The sequence below is a fragment of the Rhizobium sp. 2MFCol3.1 genome (assembly GCF_000377565.1).
In the GTDB taxonomy this organism is placed as follows: domain Bacteria; phylum Pseudomonadota; class Alphaproteobacteria; order Rhizobiales; family Rhizobiaceae; genus Rhizobium.
In genome coordinates this window covers 386,264-410,620 of record NZ_KB898355.1, presented here as the reverse complement: position 1 = coordinate 410,620, position 24,357 = coordinate 386,264, and the positions used below count along the sequence as shown (strand labels likewise).

The following is a 24,357-nucleotide window of genomic DNA, read 5'->3' as shown; positions in this document are numbered from 1 at the left end:
CTGAGATTTTTGATGCACATCAACGCGTTGCTATTCTCAGCCCTGAGATCGGGGTCGCGCGCGATGAGTGCGATTCAAGTAATTGGGGCATATCGTCCGATTGATCCTACTTATCTAGGTAGCTTTGCCGCCATAGCTCTAATTTTCTACGGCTATTGAAAACGGCAAATACAGAGGGATCTCGATGATCGTCGACTGGCACACCAACCTTAGCCCGCCAAAAGAAAATGAACATGCAATAGAATATGCTAAAAAGATTTCGCCGACTTATGTCGCCGATCCTATCACGTTCGATCAGAAAGTTGCCTCGGAAGCCGACGAGTTCGTGATTATCACCATGAATTTTCCGCGACTCGGCGAAATGGTGCAGAACGAATTCGTGGCCGAACATGTCCAGCGCCATAAGGGCCGAGCGATCGGTCTCGCTTGCGTCGATCCCTATGAGCCCCAAGCGCCCAAAAAGCTGGAACACGCCATCAAAGAATACGGACTGCGCGGGCTAAAATGCTCCCCCGTCTACGGCGGTTTCGACCCATGGTGCGAGGAAGCCTGGGCGCTTTACGAAGTCTGCGATCGGCTGAACGTTCCTATTCTCTGGCACCAGTCCGCCGCCTACGCCCAGTTCGCCAAACATGAGTATGGCAGCCCGACCTACCTCGACAAGATCGCCCGCACCTTCCCGAAGATGAAGATGATCGTCGCCCATCTCGGCCAGCCATGGATGGAAGAATGCGTCGTCTTGATGCGCAAGCATCCGCAGATCTACGCAGATCTGTCGGCTCGCTTCCATCGCAAGTGGCAGCTCTATCACGGCCTGATGGTTGCGCTCGAATACAAGGTGACTGACCGCCTGCTTTTCGGTTCTGATTTCCCGCTGCGCTCGCCGAAGGAAGCGATCGACGAGTTTCGCCAGCTGAACGACTGGGGCCCGGACGTTAAGATGCCGCGCTTCCCCGACGAGGTGATCGAAGACATCATCTATAATCGGCCGCTGTCGCTTATTTGGGAAAATGGGGCGCAGGGCTGATCATGAAGATCACGAGATGCGGTTCGCAGCCTTCCGCTGTGGGGCCGGAAGAGTGGTTCATGGGGCGGGTCCGTATGGACCCGCTCTTCGCCGTCACGCCGCCAAGCCGGGTTGCCGGCAATGTCGCGACATTCGAACCCGGGGCGCGCACGGCGTGGCATACACACCCCTTGGGACAGATATTGATTGTTACATCAGGGGTCGGTCGCATTCAGCGGCGCGGTGATCTGATCGAGGAAATCCGTGCAGGTGATGTCGTGTGGATCGGGCCGGACGAAATCCATTGGCATGGCGCTTCGCCGACCGTCGCGATGAGCCATATCGGGCTGCAGGAGTGGCAGAACGGCACCGCCGCCTACTGGCTCGAGCAGGTCAGCGACGAGGACTATGACGGCCCTGTCAAGCAGGACTAGCAGCGCAGACATACATGCGCGACCCGGCTCCCCAGGGGTCGGGTCGCGCACACCTCCTCGTCAAACGAGATCGGCTTCGCGCTTGGTGTCGTCAAGGATCAGCCCGACACGCTTGACCATGTCGTCGACCTGGTCTTCCGTGATGATCAGCGGCGGGCAGAGCGCGATCGTGTCGCCGATGGCGCGAACGATGAGCCCATGCTTGTGCCCCGCCGCGAAAGCCATGGCGCCGACCCGACCCGGCTGCGGATAGGATGCGCGGGTCGTCTTGTCTGCGACCAGCTCCAATCCCGCGATCAGGCCCACGCCGCGAACCTCGCCGACGAGCGGATGATCCGAAAAGCCACGCAGCCCTTCCTGCATCCGTTTGCCCATCCGCGCGGCATTGCCGATGAGATCGCGTTCCTCGATGATCTTCAGATTTTCCAATCCAACGGCCGTGGCAACCGGATGGCCCGATGCCGTGAAACCATGCCCGAACGTGCCGATCTTGTGCGTGTTGTCAGCGATCGCGTTGTAGATCTCCTCAGAGAAGACAATGGCGGCGAGCGGCATGTAGGACGAGGTGATCTGCTTCGAGGTCACCATGATATCCGGCGTGAAGCCATAGTGAACGGCACCGAAGGACGAACCGAGCCTGCCGAAGCCGTTGATGACTTCATCGGCCACCAGCAGAATGTCGTACTTGCGGCAAACCGCTTCGATGCCCTGCCAGTATCCGGCCGGAGGCTCCATGACGCCACCGGCGGCCATCAGAGGCTCGCCGATGAATGCAGCGATGGTGTCAGGCCCCTCTTCGAGGATGGCGGCTTCCGCTTCCGCGATCAGGCGCTGGGTGAACTCGGCTTCCGTCTCGCCCGGCATGCCAAAACGATAGAAATGCGGGCAGGTCAGGTGCCGCACCGGGATCGCAGGCAGGTCGAAGTCGCGATGATTGTTGGGCAGGCCAGTCAGCGAGCCAGAGGCAATCGTGATACCGTGATAGCCCTTATTGCGCGCGAGAAACTTCTTCTTGTTCGGCCTCCCGAGCGCATTGTTCATGTACCAGATCATCTTCACGACCGTGTCGTTCGCTTCCGATCCGGAGGAGGTGTAGAAGACGCGCGTCAGGTTGTCGGGGGTCATCTCCACGAGCTTTTCAGCGAGCCGGATCGACGGCTCGTGCGCCTTGTGGCTGAACGTGTGGTAATAGGGAAGCTTGGCCATCTGCTGGGCGGCGGCGTCCACGAGCCGAGGCTCATTGAAGCCGACAGCCACCGACCACAGACCGGCAAGGCCCTCGATATAGCGATTGCCGTCCGCGTCGTAGACATAGATCCCCTCCCCCTTTTCGATGACCATGGGGCCGATCTCTTCGTGTCGGCGCGCATCGGTGTAGGGGTGGAGTGTCGATGTCACGTCGATCTGTGGCAGCGAATTGGAGCGGGTGGTGCTCATGCAAACATCGTCCTTCAAGCAGCTAGGGTTGGCGAAATGAGAATATACTTTTGCTCGAGGAATTCATCGATCCCATATTTCGAGCCCTCGCGACCCAAGCCGCTCTCCTTGATGCCGCCGAAGGGCGCGACTTCATTGGAGATGAGGCCCTCGTTGACACCGACCATGCCCGTCTCGATGGCATCGGTTACGCGCCATACGCGATCGATGTTCGACGTGAAGATATAGGACGCAAGGCCATACGACGTGTCGTTGGCAAGCGAAATCGCCTCTTCTTCCGTGTCGAAGACGAACAGAGGCGCGACCGGGCCGAAGGTCTCGTCCATCGCGAGCTCCATGGCGGCGTTCGCGCCGGTCAGGACCGTGGGCGTGAAATACTGGCCGCCCAGCGGGTGCCGGCTACCACCCTCGATGATCGTGGCGCCCTTTGCGACCGCGTCGGCGAGATGGCGTTCGACCTTGGCAACAGCGGCGGCATTGATGAGGGGACCGATGGTCACGCCTTCTCCGACACCAGGACCGACGACAAGCTTCTTAACCGCGTCCACCAGGGCCGCGGTGAACTTGTCGAATATACCGCGCTGCACGTAGATGCGATTGGCGCAGACGCAGGTCTGGCCGGCGTTGCGGAACTTGGAATTCATGCAAGCCGCGACCGCCGTTGGGATATCGGCGTCGTCGAAGACGATCAGCGGTGCATTGCCGCCAAGCTCCATCGAGGTGCGCTTCACGGTTCGCGATGCCTGCTCGAGCAGGAGCTTGCCGATCTTGGTCGATCCGGTGAACGAGATCTTGCGCACCACGGAACTTGATGTCAGCGCCTCGCCGATCGGCGCCGGATCACCGGTGACGACATTGATGACGCCGGCGGGCACACCGGCCTCTTCGGCCAGCCATGCCAGCGCAAGCGCGCTGTAGGGCGTCAGCTCCGACGGCTTGACGACGACGGTGCAGCCGGCCGCGAGAGCCGGCGCGACTTTACGGTTGAAGAGCGCGGACGGGAAGTTCCATGGAATGATCGCGCCCGTTACACCGACTGCCTGCTTCTGCACGATGATACGGCTGCCGGCCTTGGGAGCGGGGATCGTATCGCCATAGACGCGCTTGGCCTCCTCGGCGAACCATTCGACAAAGGATGCCCCGTAGGCGATTTCGCCACGCGCCTCGGCAAGCGGCTTGCCCTGCTCGGCCGTAAGCAGTTGGGCGAGCGCTTCAAGATTTTCGAGGATAAGTCCATGCCAGCGCTTGAGGATCCTGGCGCGGTCGCCAGCCGATCGGCTGCGCCAGGGGCCGAGTGCAGCTTGCGCCGAGGCGATTGCCTGCTCCGTTTCCTGGCCGCTCATGTTGGGCACGCTGCCGAGACGCTGTCCGGTTGCGGGGTTGAGCACGTCGATCGCCTTGCCGGAGCCGGCCTTTTGCCAGCTTCCGCCTATCAGGGCCTCCTCCTTGAGGAGATGGCTGGCGACAGTGGTGTCACTGAGCGTCATGACGAGGGATTCCTTATGAGATATGTCGTTGTGATGTGAGCGATGCTTGCCGCGCGCCGATAGTCGGCGCGCGGTGAGGATCAGCGCATGATGAAAGGATCGGGGAAGCTGCCGTCGCTGGTGCGAAGCCAGACTGTCTTTGTCTTGGTAAAGGCCAGCACGGACGCCATGCCGCCTTCGCGGCCGTGGCCGGACATGCCGTGACCGCCGAAAGGCGCCAGGGGTGAGACCGCCCGATAGGTGTTCAGCCAGACCGTCCCTGCATCGAGCGCTCTGGTCAGACGATGAGCGCGGGTCAGGTTCTGCGTGAAGACGCCGGCCGAGAGGCCGAAGGCGGTATCGTTGGCGATCGCCACGGCCTCGTCCTCGGTCTCGAAACCGACGACCGAAAGCACGGGGCCGAAAAGTTCGGTCTCGAGCGACGGCGCCCTCACCTTGGAGCAATCCAGGATGGTCGGCTCGAAGAAATAACCGGGGCGATCGAGTGCCTTGCCGCCGTAGATGACATCCGCGCCGCTTGCGGCCGAAGCCTCGACGACGGAGGAGATATGCCGCCGCTGGCGCTCCGTGCAAAGCGGGCCGACTTCGGTTCCGAAATCCGATGGCGCTCCGATGCGGATGGCCTTGGCTTTCGCGGCGAGAATCTCGACGAACCGATCCTTGACCGAGGCTTCGACGACCAGCCGGGATGCCGCGACACAGCTCTGACCGGTTGCAGCGAAGATGCCAGCGACCTGGGCATTGGCCGCACTTTCGAGATCCGCATCCGCGAACACGATCAGCGGAGATTTGCCGCCAAGCTCGAGCGATGTGCTCGCAAAGTTCTCCGAGGCATTTTGCACCACCTTTCGCGCAGCGGCCGGTCCGCCGGTAAACGCGATATGTGCGACCTTCGGATGCCGAGTCAAAGCCGCGCCGCAGGTTTCGCCGTATCCGGTGATGATGTTGACGCAGCCGGCCGGGAAACCGGCCTCATGGATCAGGCGGGCGAGCTCCAGAAGCGGCGTCGGACCATCCTCGGAGGCCTTGAGCACGATCGTGCAGCCTGCGGCAAGCGCCGGACCGATCTTGACGGCGGAAAGGAAGAGCTGGCTGTTCCACGGAACGACGGCGGCAACGACGCCGATCGGCTCGCGGCGCACCCACGTTTCCATATCCGCCTTGTCGATCGGCAGATACATGCCCTCGATCTTGTCGGCGAGGCCAGCATAGTAGCGATAGAACTCCGCCACATATTGGATCTGCGCCGTGGTCTCGCGGATGATCTTTCCGGTATCCTGGGTTTCGAGTTGCGCCAGTTTCGAGGCGTTTTCGCTGACCAGATCGGCGAGCCGATAAAGAAGCTTGCCACGCGCGGTGGCGGTCGTCTTCGGCCAGGCGCCTTGCTTCAACGCACGATGGGCGGCCTGCACGGCGCGGTCGACATCACTCTCGCGCGCCTCGGGCAGGACCGCCCAAGGCGCGCCGGTGGCCGGATCGATGGACAGGAACGTGAAATCGCCATCCTCGAACTGGCCATCGATATACTGCTGGAACCGCGGCAGCTCTGATGTCACGCCCATGCGGTTACCATTGCGCTGGATGGCAGCACCACCCCGCCCTTCTCGTCGCCGAGATAGGTGTTGAAGCTATTGACCGCGGCTTCAGCTGCGAAACGCGAGAGCAGATCGCGCGTCGACACGTCGATAAGTGCGTCAAGCGGCAGGTCATCGATCGGGAAGAAGTGGCCGCGAGCAGGCTTACCTTCGCCAAGCTCACAGCGGTAGACGATATTCAGCGCGTCACCGACGCCGTCACGATAGACGGAGAAGATGAAACCCAGCCGAACATCGACGCCGAGCATGCTGGACACTGCAGCGGCAGGGGCCGCCGCGCACCCGCCGGCGCCAGCCGTTGCGCTGACCGGGCAGGACGGAAGCCTGTATTTTCCGTCGCTCGATCGATCCAGCAGAACATGACTATCCCTGACGGCAACGACACCGGCGGTATATTCAGGAGCGGCAGCTGCCGCCTGTATCGCCTTGTTCTCAAGCGCCGCGGTGAAATACGCGCCGCGCGCGTAGCCCAGCCCCTGGCCGGCATTGTCCTTGAACGCCTCGATACGGCCGATCAGGATGGCGTGGTCGCCAGCATCGATCGTCTGCTCGCGTGAGCAGTCAAACCATGCAGCCACGCCTGACAGAACCGGTGCACCATTTGGCCCGGCCTCCCAATTCGTCGCCGTGAACCGTTCGGGATCGCGCCGGGCAAACCGATCGGAAACATCGCGCTGATCGGCGGCAAGGATGTTGATTGCAAAGCCGTCGGCCTTGATGATCGTCTCGTAGCTTCGCGACGTCTTGGCAACGCAAACCGACAGGAGCGGCGGATCAAGAGAGACACTGGCAAAGGAGTTTGCCGTGAAGCCGATCGGCTGATCGTCGTCGGCAAGGGTGGTGACGATCGTCACGCCGGTCATGAAGGAGCCGAAAGCGTTGCGCAACGCCTTCTTCTTGTCCTCTGCGCTTGTATCACTCATTTGGTCGAGGCCTCCACCCCAGCAGGGTTCTCCGCCGAGTTGCCCAGGATCTTGAGATCCTCGTAACGGTCACCGATACGGTGGTGTGGCCGACCGCCGGTCGATGCGCCGAGCGCGACGACGATTTCGTCATGCGCCGGCGCATCCGGCAGCGCGGTCTGGATTGTGAGGTAGTGCGAGCGCTTGCCGGATTCTTTCGTATGAACCATCGGGATCACGATCGGGCTGTTTGCGCCGCCGCGCGTGTTGGTGAATGTCAGATAGGTCGTCGCACCGACCGCGCTGCGGAAGACATTGCCGAACTGCAGCGTGTGGATCAGAGCCGATGCATGCTCGACCTCGCCCGACATGCCGACCACGGCGGCCTTGCCGTAGCTTTCGACCAGCTTGCCGTTGCCGACGGCGTCGATGATCAGGTCGGTGAGGATGCGGCCGAGCTGCGGCGCGATCTCGGTGATCTCAGGCGAGAGATCCTCGACGAAACCGCGGCCGGCCCATGGGTTCTTCAGCACAGCAATGGCGGAGTAGAGCGAAAGAGGGCTGCCGACGGCGCGATCGCCCTCGATATACGTCGTCTCGACCTGCAACAAAGTCTTCCGTAGGATAAGCGGCATGGTTTACCTCGATATGTTGGAGTGGTTTCGTGCGTGAGCCAGCCGGTTAGCCGGCTGCTTTCTTGAGCGAAGACTTTTCCGCGAAGACCGGAACCACTTCCTTCGCAAACAGCGTGAGAGAACGCTTTTCGTCGGCTGGCGAGAGCCCGTAGCCGGTGAAATAGCAGAAGTTGTCGACGCCGGCTTCTTCGTACTGGCGCAGCTTGCCGATCACTTCATCGGGCGTGCCCAATATCAGGTTTTCGCGAAGCATTTCCGGGCTGTATTCGTTCGAATGCTGCAGCGCGTTCAGATCGATGTTGTCCGGGAAGCCATTGGTAACCCCGCCGCGATTGAGGAAAAGGTTCTCGAACTGACCGTTTTTGCGGATCAGCGCGTCAGTCGCCTTCCGCCAGCCGTCCGACGTTTCGTTGACATAGGTGTGGCGCATCGTCATGAAGCGCGGACGCGGGCCTGCCCACTGGCTTTCGGCGAGCGCATCGTCGAAACGCTGGCGATAGGTGAGAACCTCGGAGAAGGGTCTCGTGATTGCCCAGGAATGCACGCCGTATCCGCGCTCCAGCGCCCAACGGTAGGTATCGGCATCGCGCGCCGCGATCCAGATCGGCACCTGCGACTGCAGCGGCTTCGGCACGGAGGTCGCAACCGGGAACGACCAGTGCTTGCCCTCGTGCGCGTAGTCGCCCGCCCACAGCGCTTCGAGAACCGGCACGATCTCGCGCAGATGCTCGCCGCCGACCTTCTGCGGAATGCCCTGGGCCATTCTGTCGAACTCGTACTGATAGGCGCCGCGACCGATACCAAGCTCGAGCCTGCCATTGCTGATCAGATCGAAGAAGGCCGCCTCGCCCGCCAGCCGGATCGGGTTCCAGTAAGGCGCGACGATGCATGCCGTGCCGAGGCGCACGTGCGATGTGTTTTTCGCAATTTCGGAAAGAATGAGAAACGGCGCCGAGCCGATATTGGCTTCGATCGTGTGGTGTTCGCCCACCCAGACGATTTCAAACCCACCCTCTTCGGCGATCTGAGCCATGTCAATTGTGTGAGCGATGACATCAGCCATTGATGTCGAAGCGTTTGGTCGTTCTAGTGTCAGTGTGATGGAAAATTTCATGTCGCTGTCCTTCGCGTTCTGACTGTTACGCTAAGGTGATGGCGGCATCGCTCCATCCATCGACTTTATGAATTTTCCTTGCTTCCCTCCTATTATGCGAGCATGAATTGTTGCAGTTGCACTGGTGTCTTGACGTCCATGAGTGATACGAACGTTTATCTGAAAAGCTTGGGAGATATCTCCCGCATTGTGCACGATGGCAAGGACGCGCAAGACGTTCTTGAGCGTCTGGCCTACGCTATCTGCTTCCAGTCCGCCTGGCAGTCGAGCTCGATCATCGCCGTCGATGAAGCCGAACAGTCGGCGGTGCAGATCGCACATTTCAGCCGGGCGATCAGCGACCGGTCCAGACCTGGGACCTGGACCCTCGATGTCAGCCCGACAGCCGAAGTGGTGCGCAGCGGAAAGCCGCTTGTCATCGCCGATGCCCTAACGGACAAGCGCTACCTCTCTTATTGGACGGAAGCGCAGATCCAGCGGTTTCGCACCGTCGTCCTGTTGCCATTGCGGGTTCTCGACAGCCAGGGTCGGCCGATCGTCATCTCGATCCAGTCCTCCGATCCGCTGGCGATTAGCGATGAAATGATGGCCTATCTCGAGACATTCGCCAACCTTGCCGGCATGGCCGTGGAAAAAGGGCAGCGGCTGTCGGCCGAAAAGGCTGTCGCAGCACGCTTCGAATCGCTGCTGACCATCCAGCAGCGCCTCGTGACCGACGTCGTCAACGGCGCGTCGATCGACATGATCGTAGAACTCTGCCAGCGGCACTTGAACACCGGCTTCATCATCGCGGACTTTGTCTCGGGCAGAGCCCATGCCGGCAATTTCGAGAGCAGCAAGACCATCGCCGGCTTTCTGAACTCGGCGGAGGGCTGGCGCCAGGTGGACAAGCTCTTCCAGGGTCTCCCGCCCGGCCGCTTCCGCCAGCGCTCAGAACTGGAACTGACGGAAGCCGGGCGCCGCCGCAAATTCCCTGTTTTCGCCGAAGCTGTCTTCGCCGGCGGCGAGACCGTTGGTGGCATAGCATTGGACGGTGACGGCCTGCTCGACGACGACGTAATCCGCGCCGCGGAATCGATCTGGATCGCGCTTTCGGTCGGGCTGCTTCGCGGCCATGTCGGCAGGGAGGCCCGCGCCTACTCCGCATCGCTCTACATCCGCAATCTCTTGGAAGGAAACATCGCCGCATCGATGCGCGATGGCGAAGATTGGCCGCACCTACGCCAGTCACACAAGGTTTTCGCGCTGAAGTTCGGAGATAAACAGCCGTCTTCGAGCAGCATCGTCACCTGGGCGCTGGAGCGCGTGTTGAAAGACACGGAAATCCGTATTGCCCATGGTATCGTCGACGATTTTTTGGTCCTGCTCGTGCCTTCGACAGGCAACCAGACCGTCGGCGTCGACTTCGGCGAACGGCTGCTGTCGGAGCTACGGCGCAGCACAGGCCTGCAACCGATCCTGATCGAATCCGCGCAGTGTAACGAATTGCAGGATTATCCCTCGGCGTGGCGCAAGACCATCCGCCTTGCGCAATGGGCCACCAAGCATGGCAAGCACGGCCGCCTGCTCAATGTCGATGCGGGCGTATTCGGTATATTGGCTGATATCGTAGATTATTCGCTTGCCGAAGAGTTCTGCAACAATGCCTTGAATCATATCAGGGACCATGACGCGGCCCACGGAACACCCTTCTTCGAGACCCTAGTCGCCGTCGTGCGAAACAGCTCGAGACTTCAGGCTACCGCCGACGAGCTCAACCTCCATATCACCACGATACGCTATCGCATCGAGCGCATTCTCGAATTGTTCGATCTCGATCTGCGCGACAGCGAGATTCGCTTCACGATCGACATGGCCCTTCGCCTGGATGGGATGCTCAAATCCTCGCAAGGCTCCGTCTCCGACCGCATCTAAGGGAGAATAATCCCAGATTGCGCCGCGTGCCTGACCGCACGCGGCGTTTTCGCGCGCCCGCCTGCTACCCCTTCCAACTTATTGCGGAAAAACGCCTGCCAATTCCATCGTTTTAAGCTTGAAACATGTTGCCGAATACATGGAAGCTGCTCGACGCCGGTTGTTTTCGATCGGCCACAGAGGGGTGTAAAAAGGAGCAGTTTATTGCTTAAAAAAACTATCTTACTCGCCAGTACGGTTACGGTTTTCGGGGCGCCACTGGCATATGCGGCTGATGCGATTGTGGCAAGCAGCCCAGAGCCGGTCGAATACGTCCGCGTTTGCGACATGTATGGCGCAGGCTTTTTCTATCTTCCCGGTACCGAAACCTGCCTGCGGGTAGGCGGAAAAGTACGTGCTGAGATCGCGACGAGCAGCCCATACGATCGCAGCGTCAACAGCTACAGCCCGGATTTCTTCACACGTGCGGAAGTCGAATTCGAAGCAGCAAGCGAAACCGAATGGGGAACGCTGAAGGCCAAGATCACGCCGCGCTATGACAATTACGGCGCCTTTACGCTGATCAGCATGCCGTCGGCCTATATCCAGCTCGGTGGACTGCTGGTTGGCCGTTCGGACTCGCAGTTCAACGCCTTTACCTACTACTCTGGCGATGTCGTTCGCGACGACGTGATCTATTACGGCCCCTACGAAGTCAATCAGCTGACCTACACGTTCCAGAGCGAAACTGGCTTCTCGGGCGTGGTCTCGCTTGAAGATTCCAACTCCGGAACGGAGGACAGCTATAGCTACGATGGCGCCTGGCGCACCGGATCGGCCACGACCCGCGGCCCCGACGTCGTCGCCGGCATTGGATATCAGGTGGGCAACTGGGCATTCAAGGTCATCGGCGGCTACGACGCCGTCGCGCAGGAAGGCGCTGTAAAGGCGCGTATCGATGCGCAGATCAACGACATCTCCGCAATGCTGATGGTCGCCTGGAATTCCGATGGCCATTCGCTGAACAGGTATGCCGGTACCTTCCAGGCAGAAGGCAATTGCCCTCCGGGCCAGGGCTATCTGTGCGGCTGGGGTGACTGGGCTGTCTGGGGCGCGCTCGGTGGCTCGCTGAGCGAGAAGGTCAAGGCGAACATTCAGGTCGCCTATACGGATTCGGATATCTTCTCGGCAACCGCCAACCTGAAGTTCCTTCCCGTCAACGACCTCTTCATTCAGCCGGAAATCACCTACATGCGCTGGGGTTCGGTCCATGACGACGCATGGTCGGGTGTCGTTCGCATCGAACGTCGCTTCTAATATGCAATAAGCTCTATCTGTCGGGCGACGATGATGCGCCCGACAGTTTCGTTGCCGGTGAGCCGGGAAGAACCCGGCGTCATGGCCTATTTGTAGGACATTTGCAGCAAGGCTTGCGGCAAGCGCGCGCCTTCGATCGCAATGCCCGCCGCCGCCTTTTCGATCTCGGCCAAGTCTTCGGCCGTCAGCACAACGTCGCTGGCGCCGATATTCTCCTCGACACGCTTCAGGTTGCGCGTACCCGGGATGGGCACGATCCAGGGCTTGCGGGTGAGAAGCCATGCGATGGCGATCTGAGCCGGCGTTGCCTTCTTGGCGACGGCCAATTCCTGCAGGAGATCGACGATTGCCTTGTTGGCCTCCATCGCCTCAGGCGTGAACCGCGGGAAAAGCTTGCGCATATCCGTGGCGTCGAACGCAGTTGTGGTGTCGATCTTGCCGGTCAGAAAGCCCTGGCCAAGCGGGCTCCAGGGAACGAAGCCGATGCCGAGCTCCTCGCACAATTGCAGGATCTCGGGCTCTGGATCGCGGGTCCAAAGCGAATATTCGCTCTGAATGGCTGTAATCGGCTGAACCGCATGCGCGCGGCGCACGGTCCCGGCCGCAGCCTCCGAAAGGCCGAAATGCCTGAGCTTGCCCTCGCCGATGAGATCCTTGACCGCGCCGGCGACATCCTCGATCGGCACGCCCGGGTCGACGCGGTGCTGATAGAATAGGTCGATGACATCCGTACGCAAGCGCTTAAGCGAGGCCTCGGCCACCGCCTTGATCTGTTCGGGACGGCTGTCCAATCCGACGATGCCCTGTCCCGGCACAAACTTGAAGCCGAACTTCGTCGCGATGAGCACCTTGTCGCGGACAGGCGCCAAGGCCTCGCCGACCAACTCTTCATTCGTCCAGGGGCCATAGGCCTCGGCCGTATCGAAAAACGTGACGCCGAGTTCGTGGGCGCCGCGAATAACGCGGATCGCTTCGCCTGCATCCGGCGCCTGGCCGTAACTGGGCGCGAAGCTCATCGTGCCATAGCCGATTTCCGATACTTCGAGAGTACCGAGTTTGCGTGTCTTCATGAGATTCCGTCCTTCATTGAGAGCAAGGGTTGGATCGTTCAAGCAAGTGGTCAGCCTGGCGTCGGAAGCTTGCCGGCGCGCATGGCTGCAATCACGCCGCCGTCTATCAAGAGATCGCTACCGGTGACGAAGCCGGCGTCCGGGCCGAGCAGATAGGCCGCGGCCAACGCGACTTCCTCCGGCGGCGCCATGCGCTTGACGGGCGAAGCTTCGACCATGGCGCGGTAGATATCACCGATCTCCGATTCCAGCTCATGGCGTGCAAGCGGCGTGACGATGATGCCGGGGCTGATCGAATTGACACGCGCGCCTTTCTCGCCCCAGCTCATGGCGGTGGCCTGCACGCGCAGGTGGTTCGCCCGCTTGGCGATCATGTAGGCGACCAGCGTGTTGGGAACCGCGTCCGCCTGCAGGAACGGCAGAGCAAGCAGCTCTTCCGTCGGGGTGAAGGCAAGCGCATGGTCCTGCTCCGGCGGGAGCGTCGGCATCATGTGCCCGGCCATGCTGGAGATGACGAGACCGGCCCCGCCCGGCGCTATCACACGCTCGAACTCGTCGAAGACGACGGCAGCGCCGTAGAGGTCCACCTCCAGCACCTTGTCGACGGGCGCCATGTTCGGCGAGAGCCCGGCCGTATTGACCACCTGCATCACAGCACCGAGCGTCGCGGCGTAATCGGCGAGCGCGGCAACGCTTTCACGCGACGAAACGTCCACTGCACGGGTTTCCACTGTGTAGCTCGCGCCACGCAGCTCTTCAGCGGCCTGCTGCACGGTCTTTTCGTTGACATCGGCCAGCAGCACCGTCTTGCCGATACCCTGCCGGCGGGCGATGGCCATGCCAATGCCACCCGCACCGATGATGACGACAACATCCTTTTTCATGCTAATTCCTTTTTGCGTTTCGGGCGCGCGGAGCGGAAGCGACATGCCATTCCATGTCTGGCTCGCGGTCCATGTTCCGCCCGACCCCGTGTCTTCTCACAGGCAAGCTACGGCATTCCGCTTTTGTCGATAATCCGCTAAATGGTAATTTCGTCTATACCGGGAGCTTATAAGTGAGACACGACGAAATCGGTGATCTGATCGCATTCATGACCGTCGCGGACGAGCGCAGCTTCACGCGGGCGGCTGCGAGACTGGCGACGTCACAATCGGCGCTGAGCCAGACCGTGCGGCGCCTCGAGGAGCGTCTCGGCATCCGTCTCCTGATCCGCAGTACACGCAATGTCGCGCCGACAGAGGCGGGAGAAGAGCTGCTATCGACGCTTCGCCCAGCCATTGCCGATATCGACGCGCGACTTCTGGCGCTTGGCCGCTTCCGAGACAAGCCGGCCGGCCTCGTCAGGATCACCACGGGGCAGCACGCAGCCGATACATTGATCTGGCCCGCCGTGGAGCAGGTCCTGCGCCGCTATCCCGACGTCAAGGTCGAGTTGTCTATCGATTCCGCCCTGACCGATATCGTCGAGCAACGGTTCGACGCCGGCGTGCGCCTCGGCGAGCAGGTCGGCAAGGACATGATCGCGGTGCGCATCGGGCCCGAGATGCGGATGGCAGTCGTTGCGACGCCGTCCTATCTCGCCACGCATGGCACGCCACGGACGCCGAACGACCTGACACGGCATTCCTGCATCAACATCCGCATGCCGAGCGCCGGGGGTCTTTATGTCTGGGAGTTTGCCAAGGATGGGCGAGATCTACATGTCCGCGTCGAGGGGCAGCTGCTCGTCAACAACATGGCCAGCAACGTGCGCGCCGCCGAGGCTGGCATCGGCATCGCGATCACCATGGAGGACCAGGTGCTGCCGCAGATCAAAGATGGCCGTCTCGTGCGTGTTCTCGATGATTGGTGCCCGCCCTTCGCGGGCTACCACATTTATTACCCCAGCCGCCGGCAGCTCTCCCCGGCATTCGACGTGCTCCTGAAGGCGTTGCGACATCGGCGATGACTGAGCTGGTTCGTGGGAACGAGTGCGACCTATGGTCGGCGCACATCTGTCACGCCGAAGCGGCGACCGGTTTCGATCCGCGCGTCAGCACCAACACTACAATCGCCAGCGACGCGATCATCATCGCGGATGCGGCGACCATGGCGAGATGCGTTCTCTCCGCAAGAAATGGCGCGGCGGAAAGTGAAGGATCGGCGCCCGCAGCGTAGGCGGTCACAATGCCGATACCGAGCGACGCGCCCAGTTGGTGCGCGACATTGATGATACCGGATACCGCGCCAGCGTCCTCTCGCGCGACATTGGACAAGGCTGCATTCGTCAGTGGCGCAATCGTGCCCCCCTGGCCGATACCGACAAGGATCGTCGGGATAAGCAGGCCGCCGAGATAACTCGATGTCGGCGACAGGAGCGCCAGCAAGATCATGCCTGTCAGGCCGCAGGACACCGTCACGATCGCCACGGGACCGTTGCCGAAGCGATTGATGAAGCGTGCGACGATCATTGCGGTGGCAAAGTTGACGAGCGTGGACGGCAGGAAGGCCGCGCCGGCGGAAGCCGCGTTCATTCCCTGTACGCCTTGCATGAACTGGCTGATGTAGAAGTAGAAGCTCATATTCGCACCGAGAAACAGCGCGCGCGCGGCATAGGCGCCTGCCCGCTCGGGTGCCGCGAACAGACGGAGCGGCATCAAGGGCGTGGAAACGCGCGCTTCGATCACAACGAAGATGGCAATCAGCACCAAACCGGTGCCGATGCAAAGTAGCGTTCCGGCATCCGTCCAGCCGAGCGTCGCCGTTCGCTCGATCGCGAAGAGGAGAAGGCCGATCGCAACCGTCGAGACAATCCCGCCGCCGAAATCGATGCGCCCGGCCTGCCCTTTGCCCTCATTCGTGAACCGGTTCAGGGTCCAGATAAGGGCAAGGCCGATCGGCACGTTGATGAAAAACCCGACGCGCCACGAAAGCCAGCCGGCAAACAGCCCGCCGACCACCAGGCCCACGCTCGCCGAAACGCCCCCGGCGGCGGCGTAATAGGAAATGGCGCGCGTGCGCGTGGCGCCCGGTGGAAATTCCGCCTGCAGCAGTGCGAGTGTCGCGGGCGCGATGATCGCGGCGCCAATGCCTTGCACCGCCCGCGATATGACCAGCACGAGCGGGTTAGGCGCAAAGCATATGGCAAGCGATGCAGCGGAGAACAGCACCAGGCCCGCCTTGAAGACGCGACGGCGACCAAAGAGATCACCGGCGCGGGCCCCTAGCAGCAGAAAGCCGCCGAAGAACAGCGCATATATGCTGGAGATCCATGACAGGCCCTCATCTGTGAAACCTAGTTCGGACTGGATCTTGTTGAGGCCGGTGAAGACGATCGAGTTGTCGATGACGATCATCGAGAAGCTGATCAGAATGATCCAGAGTGCGGGCATGCTTTTCGCTGGAATGGTCGCGGATGTCGTTTGCATGATTGTCGGTGTTCCGGGGGATGATGAATGCCCGCGTATCGTCGCCTATACGTCGGACGTGGCGGCGGGCTGCCAGTTTCCCGACGGAGTATAACCGGTCGCGATAAATTAATTAGACGCCGAATGCTGATCAGCCTTATGACTAACAGTCATGAAAAGAGATCAGGGAATGGACAGTTGAAAAGGGAAGATATCTCCGACCTCGCGGTGTTCCTGGTCGTGGCGCAGCAATCGAGCTTTACCGCAGCTGCGGCACAGCTCGGTCTGTCGCAATCGGGCATAAGCCACAGCATCCGCCGGCTCGAGGCGCGTCTCGGGATACGGCTTCTAGCGCGCACCACCCGCAGCATCGCGCCCACCGCCGCCGGAGAAAAGCTTCTCGAGGTCCTGGCGCCCGCCTTCGAAAGCGTCGATGACAGGATGACCGAGTTGTTGGAACTCAAGGACAAGCCGGCGGGCACGATCCGCATCTCGCTGACGGAACACGCGGCGGAAACAATCGTTTGGCCAGCGGTCTCCCGGCTGACGGCGGCCTATCCTGACATCAACGTCGAACTGAATATCAGCAACGGTTTGGTTGACATCGTCGCCGAACGTTTCGATGCAGGCGTGCGCTTGGGCGAGCGGGTAGAGAAGGATATGATCGCCGTCAGGATCGGACCAAAATTGCGGATGATCGCCTTTGCCTCGCCCGACTACCTCGCGCGGTATGGCGTGCCCGAGACGCCGGCTGACCTCACTCGACACCGGTGCATCAACATGCGCTTTGTCGCGTCGGGTGGCGTCTACGCCTGGGAGTTCGAAAAGGACGGTCGCGAGATCAAGACACGGGTCGAGGGCCAACTGACGGTGAATAATTCATCCTTGGCGCTGAAGGCGGCTTTGGCCGGCCATGGCATTGGATTTCTCGTCGAAAGCGCCGTCTCGTCCTATCTGGAGGCCGGATCGCTGGTCCAGGTGCTTGACGACTGGTGCCAACCCTTCGACGGATATCACCTCTACTTTCCAGCGCATCGCGCCGCATCCCCGGCAATGCGGCTCTTGATTGACGCTCTGAAGTATCGCTCGCCTTCCGCTTGATCATCAAGACGGGACGTTTTTCCTACACATGCCGGTCTGCGTGGGCTAAGAGACTGTAAGCAAAGCACTCTTGGGAGCCAGGGATGAGTCAGAATGCCAAAACCATCACCACTTGGTATGTGGACCCCGATGCCGAGGATCGCATGTCCGATGGTCATGCTCCGATCTGGCGGCATCTGATCGACCTCATCGTCGAGCGCGATCTTTCCGAGAAGAGCGTCCTCGATTACGGCTGCAATCAAGGCGGCCTGCTGCGTCACCTCTATGCGATCCGCCCGTTCCGCAAGGCGCTCGGCATCGATATAGCCGAGCACTCGATCGCAAAGGCGGAAGCTTTCAAGGGCAACATCCCCGTTCAGCACGCGGTCGGCGGCTCGCTGGAAGGATGGGTCGAGGAATTCGATCTCGCGATCAGCCACGAGGTCATTTACCTGGTGGAGGACATTGATGCCCACGCGGACGACATCTTCAAGGCGCTGAAGCCTGGCGGCGTCTACTACGCCGTCACCGGTTGCCACACCGACAATCCGCTGTGGCCGAAATGGCGCGAGCTGGTGGCCAAGAAAACCAACACCGTCGTGCAGGACCGTTCAATTTCAGACTACGGGCGAGCCTTCGCCAAGGCGGGCTTCGAAGTTTCCGGCCGCAAGCTCGAATATGACGGTTTCATCCCCTTCATCGCCGATGGCTGGACGCCGGATTTCGCGGACGCGCTCGATTACTATACCCAGACGAAGATCGTCTTCCGCCTGGTCAAGGGTCGGAACGCTGGAGCCGCGTAAGCTCGACATCGAAATGCGGCGGCTTGCCGGCGCCCACCTCGACGAACTGCCCGCGAACCCGGAAAGTGCTTTCGATTAAACCACTTTCCGCCAGCGCCCTCGGCTCGCCGTCGAAGCGCAATTCGCCGCGCTCAAGCAGCGTGATCCGGTCGCTGACGGCGATCGCCTGATTGATGTCATGGATCGCCATGACGATCGTCACCCCTCGCTCCCGGCTGAGGCGATGAACGAGATCAAGCACTTCGACCTGGTAGCCGATATCGAGGAAAGATGTCGGCTCGTCGAGCAAGAGGATACCGGCTTCCTGCGCCAACGCGGCCGAAATCCAGGCGCGCTGCCGCTCGCCGCCGGACAGTTCCTGTAGCGCCCGGTCGGCAAGTCTTGCGAGGCCGGTGCTTTCGATCGCCCATTCGATCGCGCGCTCGTCCTCGGCCTTATAGGAACGAAACAGCCCGACGTGCGGAAACCGGCCCTGTCGAACAAGCTGGGCGACTGTCATTTCGTCGGGAGCCGTCGGCTGCTGCGGCAGGAATGCGAGCCTTTTGGCGATCGCGCGGCGTGACATCTTCGAGACCACCGTGCCGTCGATCCTCGCTTCGCCCTGCGAAGGGGCAAGTAATCCCGCGAGCGCTTGGAGCGCCGTGCTCTTTCCCGAGCCATTGGGGCCAATAAGCGCGCGGATCTCGCCTTTTTCCAGAGAGAGGTCGAACTCGCTCAGCGCCGTCCGCCGACCGTATTGGACCGATAGTTGGGTGCAAGAAAGGGGCATGCCGGGCCTCACGGAAGCTTACGAAGGAGGGCGATCAACACGGGGACGCCGAGGATGGCGGTGACGACGCCGATCGGCACTTCCTCCGCCCCGCCAGCCAAGCGCCCGACAAGATCGCCGAGCGTAACGATAACCGCGCCCAGCACGATGGTGAGCGACAGCACAAGCGAGAAATGGCGTCCGCCGAGGAACCGCGCCAGATGCGGCACCACCAGCCCGACGAAAACGATCGGCCCGACCGCGCCGACAGCACTTGCGGCCAACGCGCAGGAGATCAGCAGCACAAGCGAGAACTGCTTGCGATAGGAAAGGCCGAACGATCGGGCGACCGTGGGATCGAATTGCAGGATCGATAGTGGCCGGTAGATGACCGGCAGGACGGCCAGTCCGGCAACTGTGAAGGGCAAGAGGAACAAGGCGTGATCCCATGTCCGCGCATACAGGCTGCCGGATAGCCATTCGAGGATGATCTCGATGCGTGCCGATCCCCACCCCGCGATGAGGCCAATCGCAAGGGCGTGCAGAACCGCGCCGATCGCGATGCCGCACAGCGTGATGCGCAACGGGCTGAGTTCAAGCCGGAAGGCCATGAGATAGATGAGACCACCGGCCGCCATGCCGCCCACCGTGCCCGCTACCGGAAGCCACGCGATCGGCAGTTCTGCCAGCGTATTCGAGCCCGGATTGAAGATGTAGACGGTGAACAGCAGGAAGATGGTGACCGTCAGCGTGGCCCCTTGGGAGACGCCCATGAGGGATGGATCGGCCAGAGGGTTGCGGGTAATCGTCTGCAAGAGATACCCCGCCAGCGCGAACTGAATGCCGGCAAGGATGCCCGTCGCGATCCGCGGCAGGCGAAGATCGAGAATGATCGATTTCGCTTCCGGCGAACCGTTTCCACTGAACACGGCTATGACGTCGCGCGCCGGGATATCCACTACCCCGAGAAGCACTGCCGCGAGGAAAGATGCGACGACGAGTGATATCGAGACCGGTAATATCCACGGCCTTGCCTGCGTTGTGCTCGTCACGCCCGCCGTCATGTCGTGTCACCTTGGAAATCCAGGCGGCCGCGCTGGATGAGATAGACGAAGATCGGGCCGCCCAACAGCGCGGTCATGATGCCGACAGGCAATTCCTTTGGAATGGCTACCGTGCGCGCAATGAGGTCGGCGGTCGAGACGATCAGCGCCCCGATCGCCGCCGTGATGCCGATCTCCCAAATGGTACTTGCCGGGCGCAACAGCCGGGCGATGTGCGGCGCCGCGAGACCGACAAACGCGACCGGACCGGCGACCGGCGCGACGCCGGCCACGGGACAGATCCCGAGGATCAGCAGCACCGGCTTCCACAGGCGCAATTGAACGCCCATGCCCGCAGCGGCATGGTCGCTCAGCGAAAACATCGAGATTACGCGGTGAAGAGCCAGCGCCCCTGCTACGCCGGTGATGACCCATGGCAGCATCAGCACCAGGTGAGACCATGTCCGGCCGGAGAAGCCGCCGGATATCCAAAACAGCAATGCCGTCGATTGGGGACCGGCGCGCAACAGAACATAGATCGTGATCGCACCGAGAAAGAGCGAGACACTGAGGCCGCCAAGCGCCAGATGCAGCGGGCGTCCGTTTCCGCCGCGCGCAACCCAGAACGTTACCAGAGCAGCAGCGGTCCCGCCCAATAGGCCAACCAGAGGGTAGTAGGCCGACGAGAGAGACGGCACGAACACGAAGAAAACCACGATCGGCGCGATGGCCCCGGCCGTCACCCCCGTGATGCCGGGATCGGCGAGCGGGTTCCTGGTCAGCGTTTGCAGCAGGTAGCCGGAGACGGCCAGCCCCGCTCCTGCCACCGCGGCGTCAAGGCTTCGGGGTAGCCTCAATGTCCAGACGAGAATGGAATCGATCTTTCCATCGGGCTCCAGCAATACGCGGAGCACCGCCCCGACCGACAGCATTTTAGCGCCGGGCAGAAGCCCGAGGCAAATGACCATCGCCGTCGCGATTGCGATGAGTGTCATCGCAATCAGGGATCTCCTGGCGTCCATGGCTGTCACGATCGGCTTGTCAGTTCTGAATCGTGGCCGGGATCAGCTTTGCGGCTTCCGTCTTCACATCGACCGCCGGGAAGGCGTCGGGGTAGAGATAGTGAGCAGCTTCGCGCAAGACGATTTCGCGGGCGATCGGGCCATTGGTCTCCACCCATAGATCGCCGACATAGTAGACGCGCTTGTTCTTGACGGCGGTAAGCTGGCTCCAGATCGGATTGTTCTCATGCGGACGATCCGGACCGTAATCATAAATGAAGAGAACCTCTGGGTCCTTCTCGAGCATGGTTTCAAGGCTGAGATCGATACCGAACTCGCCGCCAGCAGACATCGGCCCGGCGATGTTCTGGCCGCCAATGGCATTAAGGATCGACGCGGAAGTGTTCTCGTCGTGGAACGCGAACGGCACCTCGCCGCCCCACATGATCGCGTATCTCGGATGCACGTCCTTTGGCGCCTTTTCGGCGGTCTCGGCGAGGTGGGCGCGGAACGACTTGTTCAGCTCAATGCCACGTTCGGGCTGGCCAAGGATTTTCGACAGCTCGGCGATCTCCTTGTCGCTGCCGTCGAGCAGTTCCATGTTGTAGGCGACATAGGGCGCGATCTTTTCAAGCTGCGGCGCGTTGCCGACCGTGTATCGCTTGATTGCTACAATGAGGTCGGGCTTTGCTTCGGATAGAAGCTCCAGATTGGGCTTGGCACGCTGGCCGATCTGCTTTGCATCCTTGGTCAGTCCCAGGAGAAAGTCGGGTGCGCGATCGGCAACCATATAGGTGCTCGCAACGGGCTTGATGCCAAGCGCAAGCGCGACATCGTCGGCGAAATAGGAAATCGATGCAATCCGCTTCGGCTGAGCCGGCACCTGGACCTCGACGCCACGGTCATCCTTGACAGTCACGGTCTTGGCGTCCTCGGCATAGCTCGCGCCTGCGAGCAGAAATGCAATCATTCCAAACAGGGTTGCGAAGTTACGTGTGCTCGCCATGCCGACCTCCTCCAGCTAATCGTCACTACCCGTTTAGTATCGAAAGCGGAGTTTCGCAATCAACTTTTTGAGCCGTCAGCTGCGAGCGGCATATTCGCCTGTTGCCGGCGCGGTTATATGAATGCAGAGCATAAGTTCATCCCGGAGCCAGTATCTAATCAACTGGAATGATTGCCGCTAAATTCAGCCCTATCGTGATCCCAGACTCCGCACCGTCGCGACAGTGCGATCCGGGATGCCGAACAAGACGAACGGGCATTGAAGCTTACCATGTCATCCGAAACAGAAACCGTGTCCTTCGGCGACGCGAGCGAAATCGTCGTTCAGCGTTCAAGCCCTTGGTACATCCTTGCGATCCTCAGCGCGCTGATGGGCTTCGCCTCGATCTCGACCGACTTCTATCTTCCTGCCATGCCGGAAATGGCGCGAACGCTAGGCGCGAGTACGGGAGGTGTTGAATTCACCATTTCCGGCTTCCTGATTGGCTTCAGCCTTGGGCAGTTGATCTGGGGCGCCATCAGCGACAAATACGGACGCCGGTTGCCGGTCGCGGCTGGCCTCGTGCTGTTCATCATCGGCTCAGCCGGCTGCGCCATGTCGCAAAGCGTTGAAGCCATCATAATCTGGCGGATCGTCCAGGCGGTCGGCGCATGCGCCGGCGTCGTTCTGTCACGCGCCATGGTCCGGGATCTCTTCACGGGCGCGCGCGCCGCGCAGATGCTGTCGACGCTTATCGCAGTCATGGCCATTGCACCGCTTCTCGGTCCGATCCTCGGTGGCCAGATCGCAGCGGTCGCTGGCTGGCGGGCGATCTTCTGGACACTTGTCATTCTCGGTGCCGCGACCCTTCTGGCACTCTTCAGCCTCCCAGAAACCCTGCCGGTCGAGAAGCGCCGCAACGATCCGCTTCTCGGCGCGTTCGGCCGATATGGCAAACTGCTGACCCACCGCCGGATCCTCGGCTATGCCGGCGCGGGTGCGTTCTTTTATTCGGGCATGTACGCCTACATCGCCGGAACGCCCTTCGCTTTCATCACCTATTACCACGTTCCGTCGGAATATTACGGCCTGCTCTTTGGATCGGGGATCGTCGGCATCGTCATCACCAATCTGCTGAATACCCGTCTGGTTCACCGGCTGGGAATGGACACGATCCTGATCCGTGGCGCGATCATTGCGATGCTCGCGGGCGTCGCTCTCGCACTTGCCTCCTACTTTGGCTTCGGCGGGCTATGGGGACTGTTCATCCCTCTTCTGGTGTTCGTCTCGATGACGGGCTTCATCGTCGCCAATTCGATCGCCGGCGCTCTCTCCGATTTTCCGGAGCAGGCGGGCTCCGTTTCTGCCCTGGTCGGCGCAATTCAATATGGGAGCGGCATCGCCGGCTCCGGCCTCGTCGGCCTGTTTTCGGATGGAACGCCCTGGCCGATGGGCTGGGTCATTGGTGTGATGGGTCTTGGTTGCATATTATGCGCGATCTTGGTGACCCGGAGAGAAACAGAAAGGACCTGATATGAGCGACAAGATGCGCAAGGTACTGGTTGTTGGCGCGACGGGCAGCATCGGTCGCCTCGTCGTGGCAGAGGCTCAGCGAAAAGGATTTGACGTGCGCGCGTTGGTGCGTGACGCCGGCCGCGGCCGGCAGTTTGGCCACAAGGTCGAACTGGCCATCGGCGACTTGACCAATACAGACAGCTTGAAAGCTGCTGTCGAAGACATTGATGCCGTGATCTTCACGCATGGTTCGGACGGCGGTGGAAAAATTGGCGCCGAGACCGTCGATTACGGCGGCGTCCGCAATATCCTGGCCCTGATCAATCGCAACGACGTCCGCATCGCCCTGATGACCGCCATCGGCGTGACTAACCGGACGGGAAGTTACAATCTGGCGACGGAATCGCATGATTGGAAGCGGCGAGCCGAGCGGCTGGTCCGCGCGAGCGGCCTCTCCTACACCATCGTCCGCCCCGGCTGGTTTGACTACAACGACGCCAACCAGCACAAGCTCGTCTTCCTGCAGGGTGACAAGCGCCAGTCGGGCACACCGAGCGACGGCGTGATCGCCCGCCAACAGATCGCCGAGGTGTTGGTCGCGAGCCTCACCTCGGAGCCCGCCGCGCGCAAGACGTTCGAGCTGGTGGCCGAATCCGGACCGGCTCAACCCGATCTCGACGTGCTCTTCGCGGAACTACAGGCCGATATCGGCGGTGCCCTCGACGCCGTTAGCGACACCGCGAACATGCCGGCCAACGAAGAGCCGTCGCGGGTGACAGCCGACATGGCCGAAATCCGCACCAAGGCCACATCCCGGCATTAAAGCTCGCCGAGACGACCGGTCACGAGAATACAAGTCGACTTCCATCATCTCCGACAACGGCGAGGCGCCCTTCTCCACGA

Annotated in this window: 22 protein-coding genes; 9 read left to right on the top strand and 13 right to left on the bottom strand. The window is 61.1% G+C overall.

The features are described from left to right. Nucleotides 1-184: 184 nt before the first annotated feature. Together D460_RS32760 and D460_RS0107795 are read left to right on the top strand one after the other, a co-directional pair. Entirely contained in the window at nt 185-1,027 is an 843-nt protein-coding gene (locus tag D460_RS32760; protein ID WP_018897974.1) for an amidohydrolase family protein, read from the top strand. 2 nt (nt 1,028-1,029) lie between these two features. Then, nucleotides 1,030-1,440 carry a cupin domain-containing protein gene (locus D460_RS0107795; protein ID WP_026282905.1) on the top strand — a complete coding sequence of 137 codons (411 nt, stop codon included), beginning with the start codon at nt 1,030-1,032 and terminating at the stop codon, nt 1,438-1,440. Between the two features lie 60 nt (nt 1,441-1,500). Here the strand turns inward: D460_RS0107795 and D460_RS0107790 are convergent, their stop codons facing one another. The 6 genes from D460_RS0107790 to D460_RS0107765 all read right to left on the bottom strand — a co-directional run bounded on the left by D460_RS0107790 (nt 1,501) and on the right by D460_RS0107765 (nt 8,610). Next, complete coding sequence (locus tag D460_RS0107790) at nt 1,501-2,877, bottom strand: aspartate aminotransferase family protein (RefSeq protein WP_018897972.1); 1,377 nt, start codon at nt 2,875-2,877, stop codon at nt 1,501-1,503. A 14-nt stretch (nt 2,878-2,891) separates the two neighbouring features. Beyond that, the gene (locus D460_RS0107785; protein ID WP_018897971.1) at nt 2,892-4,364 is read right to left on the bottom strand and encodes an NAD-dependent succinate-semialdehyde dehydrogenase; all 1,473 of its coding nucleotides are present in this window, start codon (nt 4,362-4,364) and stop codon (nt 2,892-2,894) included. Between the two features lie 80 nt (nt 4,365-4,444). Next, on the bottom strand, nt 4,445-5,908 hold the full coding sequence (locus tag D460_RS0107780; RefSeq protein WP_026282904.1) for an aldehyde dehydrogenase: 1,464 nt from the start codon (nt 5,906-5,908) through the stop codon (nt 4,445-4,447). An 8-nt stretch (nt 5,909-5,916) separates the two neighbouring features. Next, nucleotides 5,917-6,882 (bottom strand): flavin reductase family protein, encoded by a 966-nt coding sequence (locus tag D460_RS0107775; protein ID WP_018897969.1) that lies wholly within the window; start codon nt 6,880-6,882, stop codon nt 5,917-5,919. Then, nucleotides 6,879-7,496 carry an amino acid synthesis family protein gene (locus tag D460_RS0107770; protein ID WP_026282903.1) on the bottom strand — a complete coding sequence of 206 codons (618 nt, stop codon included), beginning with the start codon at nt 7,494-7,496 and terminating at the stop codon, nt 6,879-6,881. Before D460_RS0107770 ends, D460_RS0107775 begins: the two co-directional genes overlap by 4 nt. Nucleotides 7,497-7,542: 46 nt before the next feature. Then, nucleotides 7,543-8,610 (bottom strand): LLM class flavin-dependent oxidoreductase, encoded by a 1,068-nt coding sequence (locus tag D460_RS0107765; protein ID WP_026282902.1) that lies wholly within the window; start codon nt 8,608-8,610, stop codon nt 7,543-7,545. 138 nt (nt 8,611-8,748) lie between these two features. On the opposite strand from D460_RS0107765, the gene D460_RS0107760 reads away from it, so the two are divergent. Beyond that, entirely contained in the window at nt 8,749-10,524 is a 1,776-nt protein-coding gene (locus D460_RS0107760; protein WP_018897966.1) for a helix-turn-helix domain-containing protein, read from the top strand. Between the two features lie 282 nt (nt 10,525-10,806). Continuing rightward, entirely contained in the window at nt 10,807-11,820 is a 1,014-nt protein-coding gene (locus tag D460_RS0107755; RefSeq protein WP_245267725.1) for a porin, read from the top strand. An 86-nt stretch (nt 11,821-11,906) separates the two neighbouring features. On the opposite strand, the gene D460_RS0107750 is transcribed toward D460_RS0107755, so the two are convergent. Both D460_RS0107750 and D460_RS0107745 read right to left on the bottom strand, forming a co-directional pair. Further along, entirely contained in the window at nt 11,907-12,890 is a 984-nt protein-coding gene (locus D460_RS0107750; protein WP_018897964.1) for an aldo/keto reductase, read from the bottom strand. 50 nt (nt 12,891-12,940) lie between these two features. Next, entirely contained in the window at nt 12,941-13,774 is an 834-nt protein-coding gene (locus tag D460_RS0107745) for an SDR family oxidoreductase (RefSeq protein WP_026282900.1), read from the bottom strand. 173 nt (nt 13,775-13,947) lie between these two features. On the opposite strand from D460_RS0107745, the gene D460_RS0107740 reads away from it, so the two are divergent. Further along, the gene (locus D460_RS0107740; RefSeq protein WP_018897962.1) at nt 13,948-14,841 is read left to right on the top strand and encodes a LysR family transcriptional regulator; all 894 of its coding nucleotides are present in this window, start codon (nt 13,948-13,950) and stop codon (nt 14,839-14,841) included. Nucleotides 14,842-14,890: 49 nt separating this feature from the next. On the opposite strand, the gene D460_RS0107735 is transcribed toward D460_RS0107740, so the two are convergent. Beyond that, complete coding sequence (locus tag D460_RS0107735; RefSeq protein WP_018897961.1) at nt 14,891-16,300, bottom strand: MFS transporter; 1,410 nt, start codon at nt 16,298-16,300, stop codon at nt 14,891-14,893. A 177-nt stretch (nt 16,301-16,477) separates the two neighbouring features. On the opposite strand from D460_RS0107735, the gene D460_RS0107730 reads away from it, so the two are divergent. Next, the gene (locus D460_RS0107730) at nt 16,478-17,380 is read left to right on the top strand and encodes a LysR family transcriptional regulator (protein WP_018897960.1); all 903 of its coding nucleotides are present in this window, start codon (nt 16,478-16,480) and stop codon (nt 17,378-17,380) included. 83 nt (nt 17,381-17,463) lie between these two features. Then, nucleotides 17,464-18,162, top strand: coding sequence for a class I SAM-dependent methyltransferase (locus D460_RS0107725; RefSeq protein WP_018897959.1), 699 nt, complete (start codon nt 17,464-17,466; stop codon nt 18,160-18,162). Here the strand turns inward: D460_RS0107725 and D460_RS0107720 are convergent. From D460_RS0107720 to D460_RS0107705, 4 genes are read right to left on the bottom strand one after another with little or no spacing between them, the layout of a single operon-like run. Further along, nucleotides 18,134-18,931: an ABC transporter ATP-binding protein gene (locus D460_RS0107720; RefSeq protein ID WP_018897958.1), complete on the bottom strand. Its 798-nt coding sequence runs from the start codon at nt 18,929-18,931 to the stop codon at nt 18,134-18,136. The genes D460_RS0107725 and D460_RS0107720 overlap by 29 nt on opposite strands. A gap of 8 nt (nt 18,932-18,939) precedes the next feature. Beyond that, nucleotides 18,940-19,974 carry an iron ABC transporter permease gene (locus D460_RS0107715; RefSeq protein ID WP_026282898.1) on the bottom strand — a complete coding sequence of 345 codons (1,035 nt, stop codon included), beginning with the start codon at nt 19,972-19,974 and terminating at the stop codon, nt 18,940-18,942. Further along, nucleotides 19,971-20,975: an iron ABC transporter permease gene (locus D460_RS0107710; protein ID WP_026282897.1), complete on the bottom strand. Its 1,005-nt coding sequence runs from the start codon at nt 20,973-20,975 to the stop codon at nt 19,971-19,973. Before D460_RS0107710 ends, D460_RS0107715 begins: the two co-directional genes overlap by 4 nt. A 19-nt stretch (nt 20,976-20,994) precedes the next feature. Beyond that, entirely contained in the window at nt 20,995-21,960 is a 966-nt protein-coding gene (locus D460_RS0107705) for an ABC transporter substrate-binding protein (RefSeq protein WP_018897955.1), read from the bottom strand. A gap of 270 nt (nt 21,961-22,230) precedes the next feature. On the opposite strand from D460_RS0107705, the gene D460_RS0107700 reads away from it, so the two are divergent. After that, nucleotides 22,231-23,472 (top strand): multidrug effflux MFS transporter, encoded by a 1,242-nt coding sequence (locus D460_RS0107700; RefSeq protein ID WP_018897954.1) that lies wholly within the window; start codon nt 22,231-22,233, stop codon nt 23,470-23,472. A gap of 1 nt (nt 23,473) precedes the next feature. Continuing rightward, entirely contained in the window at nt 23,474-24,277 is an 804-nt protein-coding gene (locus D460_RS0107695; RefSeq protein WP_018897953.1) for an SDR family oxidoreductase, read from the top strand. Nucleotides 24,278-24,357: the final 80 nt, after the last annotated feature.

Excerpts from the sequence above, each read along its gene's own strand:
- D460_RS0107720 (WP_018897958.1), bottom strand. The coding sequence starts at position 18,931 with ATGCCCCTTTCTTGCACCCAACTATCGGTCCAATACGGTCGGCGGACG.
- D460_RS32760 (WP_018897974.1), top strand. The coding sequence starts at position 185 with ATGATCGTCGACTGGCACACCAACCTTAGCCCGCCAAAAGAAAATGAA.
- D460_RS0107695 (WP_018897953.1), top strand. The coding sequence starts at position 23,474 with ATGAGCGACAAGATGCGCAAGGTACTGGTTGTTGGCGCGACGGGCAGC.
- D460_RS0107725 (WP_018897959.1), top strand. The coding sequence starts at position 17,464 with ATGAGTCAGAATGCCAAAACCATCACCACTTGGTATGTGGACCCCGAT.
- D460_RS0107795 (WP_026282905.1), top strand. The coding sequence starts at position 1,030 with ATGAAGATCACGAGATGCGGTTCGCAGCCTTCCGCTGTGGGGCCGGAA.
- D460_RS0107715 (WP_026282898.1), bottom strand. The coding sequence starts at position 19,974 with ATGACGGCGGGCGTGACGAGCACAACGCAGGCAAGGCCGTGGATATTA.
- D460_RS0107710 (WP_026282897.1), bottom strand. The coding sequence starts at position 20,975 with ATGGACGCCAGGAGATCCCTGATTGCGATGACACTCATCGCAATCGCG.
- D460_RS0107700 (WP_018897954.1), top strand. The coding sequence starts at position 22,231 with ATGTCATCCGAAACAGAAACCGTGTCCTTCGGCGACGCGAGCGAAATC.
- D460_RS0107735 (WP_018897961.1), bottom strand. The coding sequence starts at position 16,300 with ATGCAAACGACATCCGCGACCATTCCAGCGAAAAGCATGCCCGCACTC.
- D460_RS0107765 (WP_026282902.1), bottom strand. The coding sequence starts at position 8,610 with ATGAAATTTTCCATCACACTGACACTAGAACGACCAAACGCTTCGACA.
- D460_RS0107785 (WP_018897971.1), bottom strand. The coding sequence starts at position 4,364 with ATGACGCTCAGTGACACCACTGTCGCCAGCCATCTCCTCAAGGAGGAG.
- D460_RS0107705 (WP_018897955.1), bottom strand. The coding sequence starts at position 21,960 with ATGGCGAGCACACGTAACTTCGCAACCCTGTTTGGAATGATTGCATTT.
- D460_RS0107745 (WP_026282900.1), bottom strand. The coding sequence starts at position 13,774 with ATGAAAAAGGATGTTGTCGTCATCATCGGTGCGGGTGGCATTGGCATG.
- D460_RS0107790 (WP_018897972.1), bottom strand. The coding sequence starts at position 2,877 with ATGAGCACCACCCGCTCCAATTCGCTGCCACAGATCGACGTGACATCG.
- D460_RS0107770 (WP_026282903.1), bottom strand. The coding sequence starts at position 7,496 with ATGCCGCTTATCCTACGGAAGACTTTGTTGCAGGTCGAGACGACGTAT.
- D460_RS0107775 (WP_018897969.1), bottom strand. The coding sequence starts at position 6,882 with ATGAGTGATACAAGCGCAGAGGACAAGAAGAAGGCGTTGCGCAACGCT.
- D460_RS0107750 (WP_018897964.1), bottom strand. The coding sequence starts at position 12,890 with ATGAAGACACGCAAACTCGGTACTCTCGAAGTATCGGAAATCGGCTAT.
- D460_RS0107760 (WP_018897966.1), top strand. The coding sequence starts at position 8,749 with ATGAGTGATACGAACGTTTATCTGAAAAGCTTGGGAGATATCTCCCGC.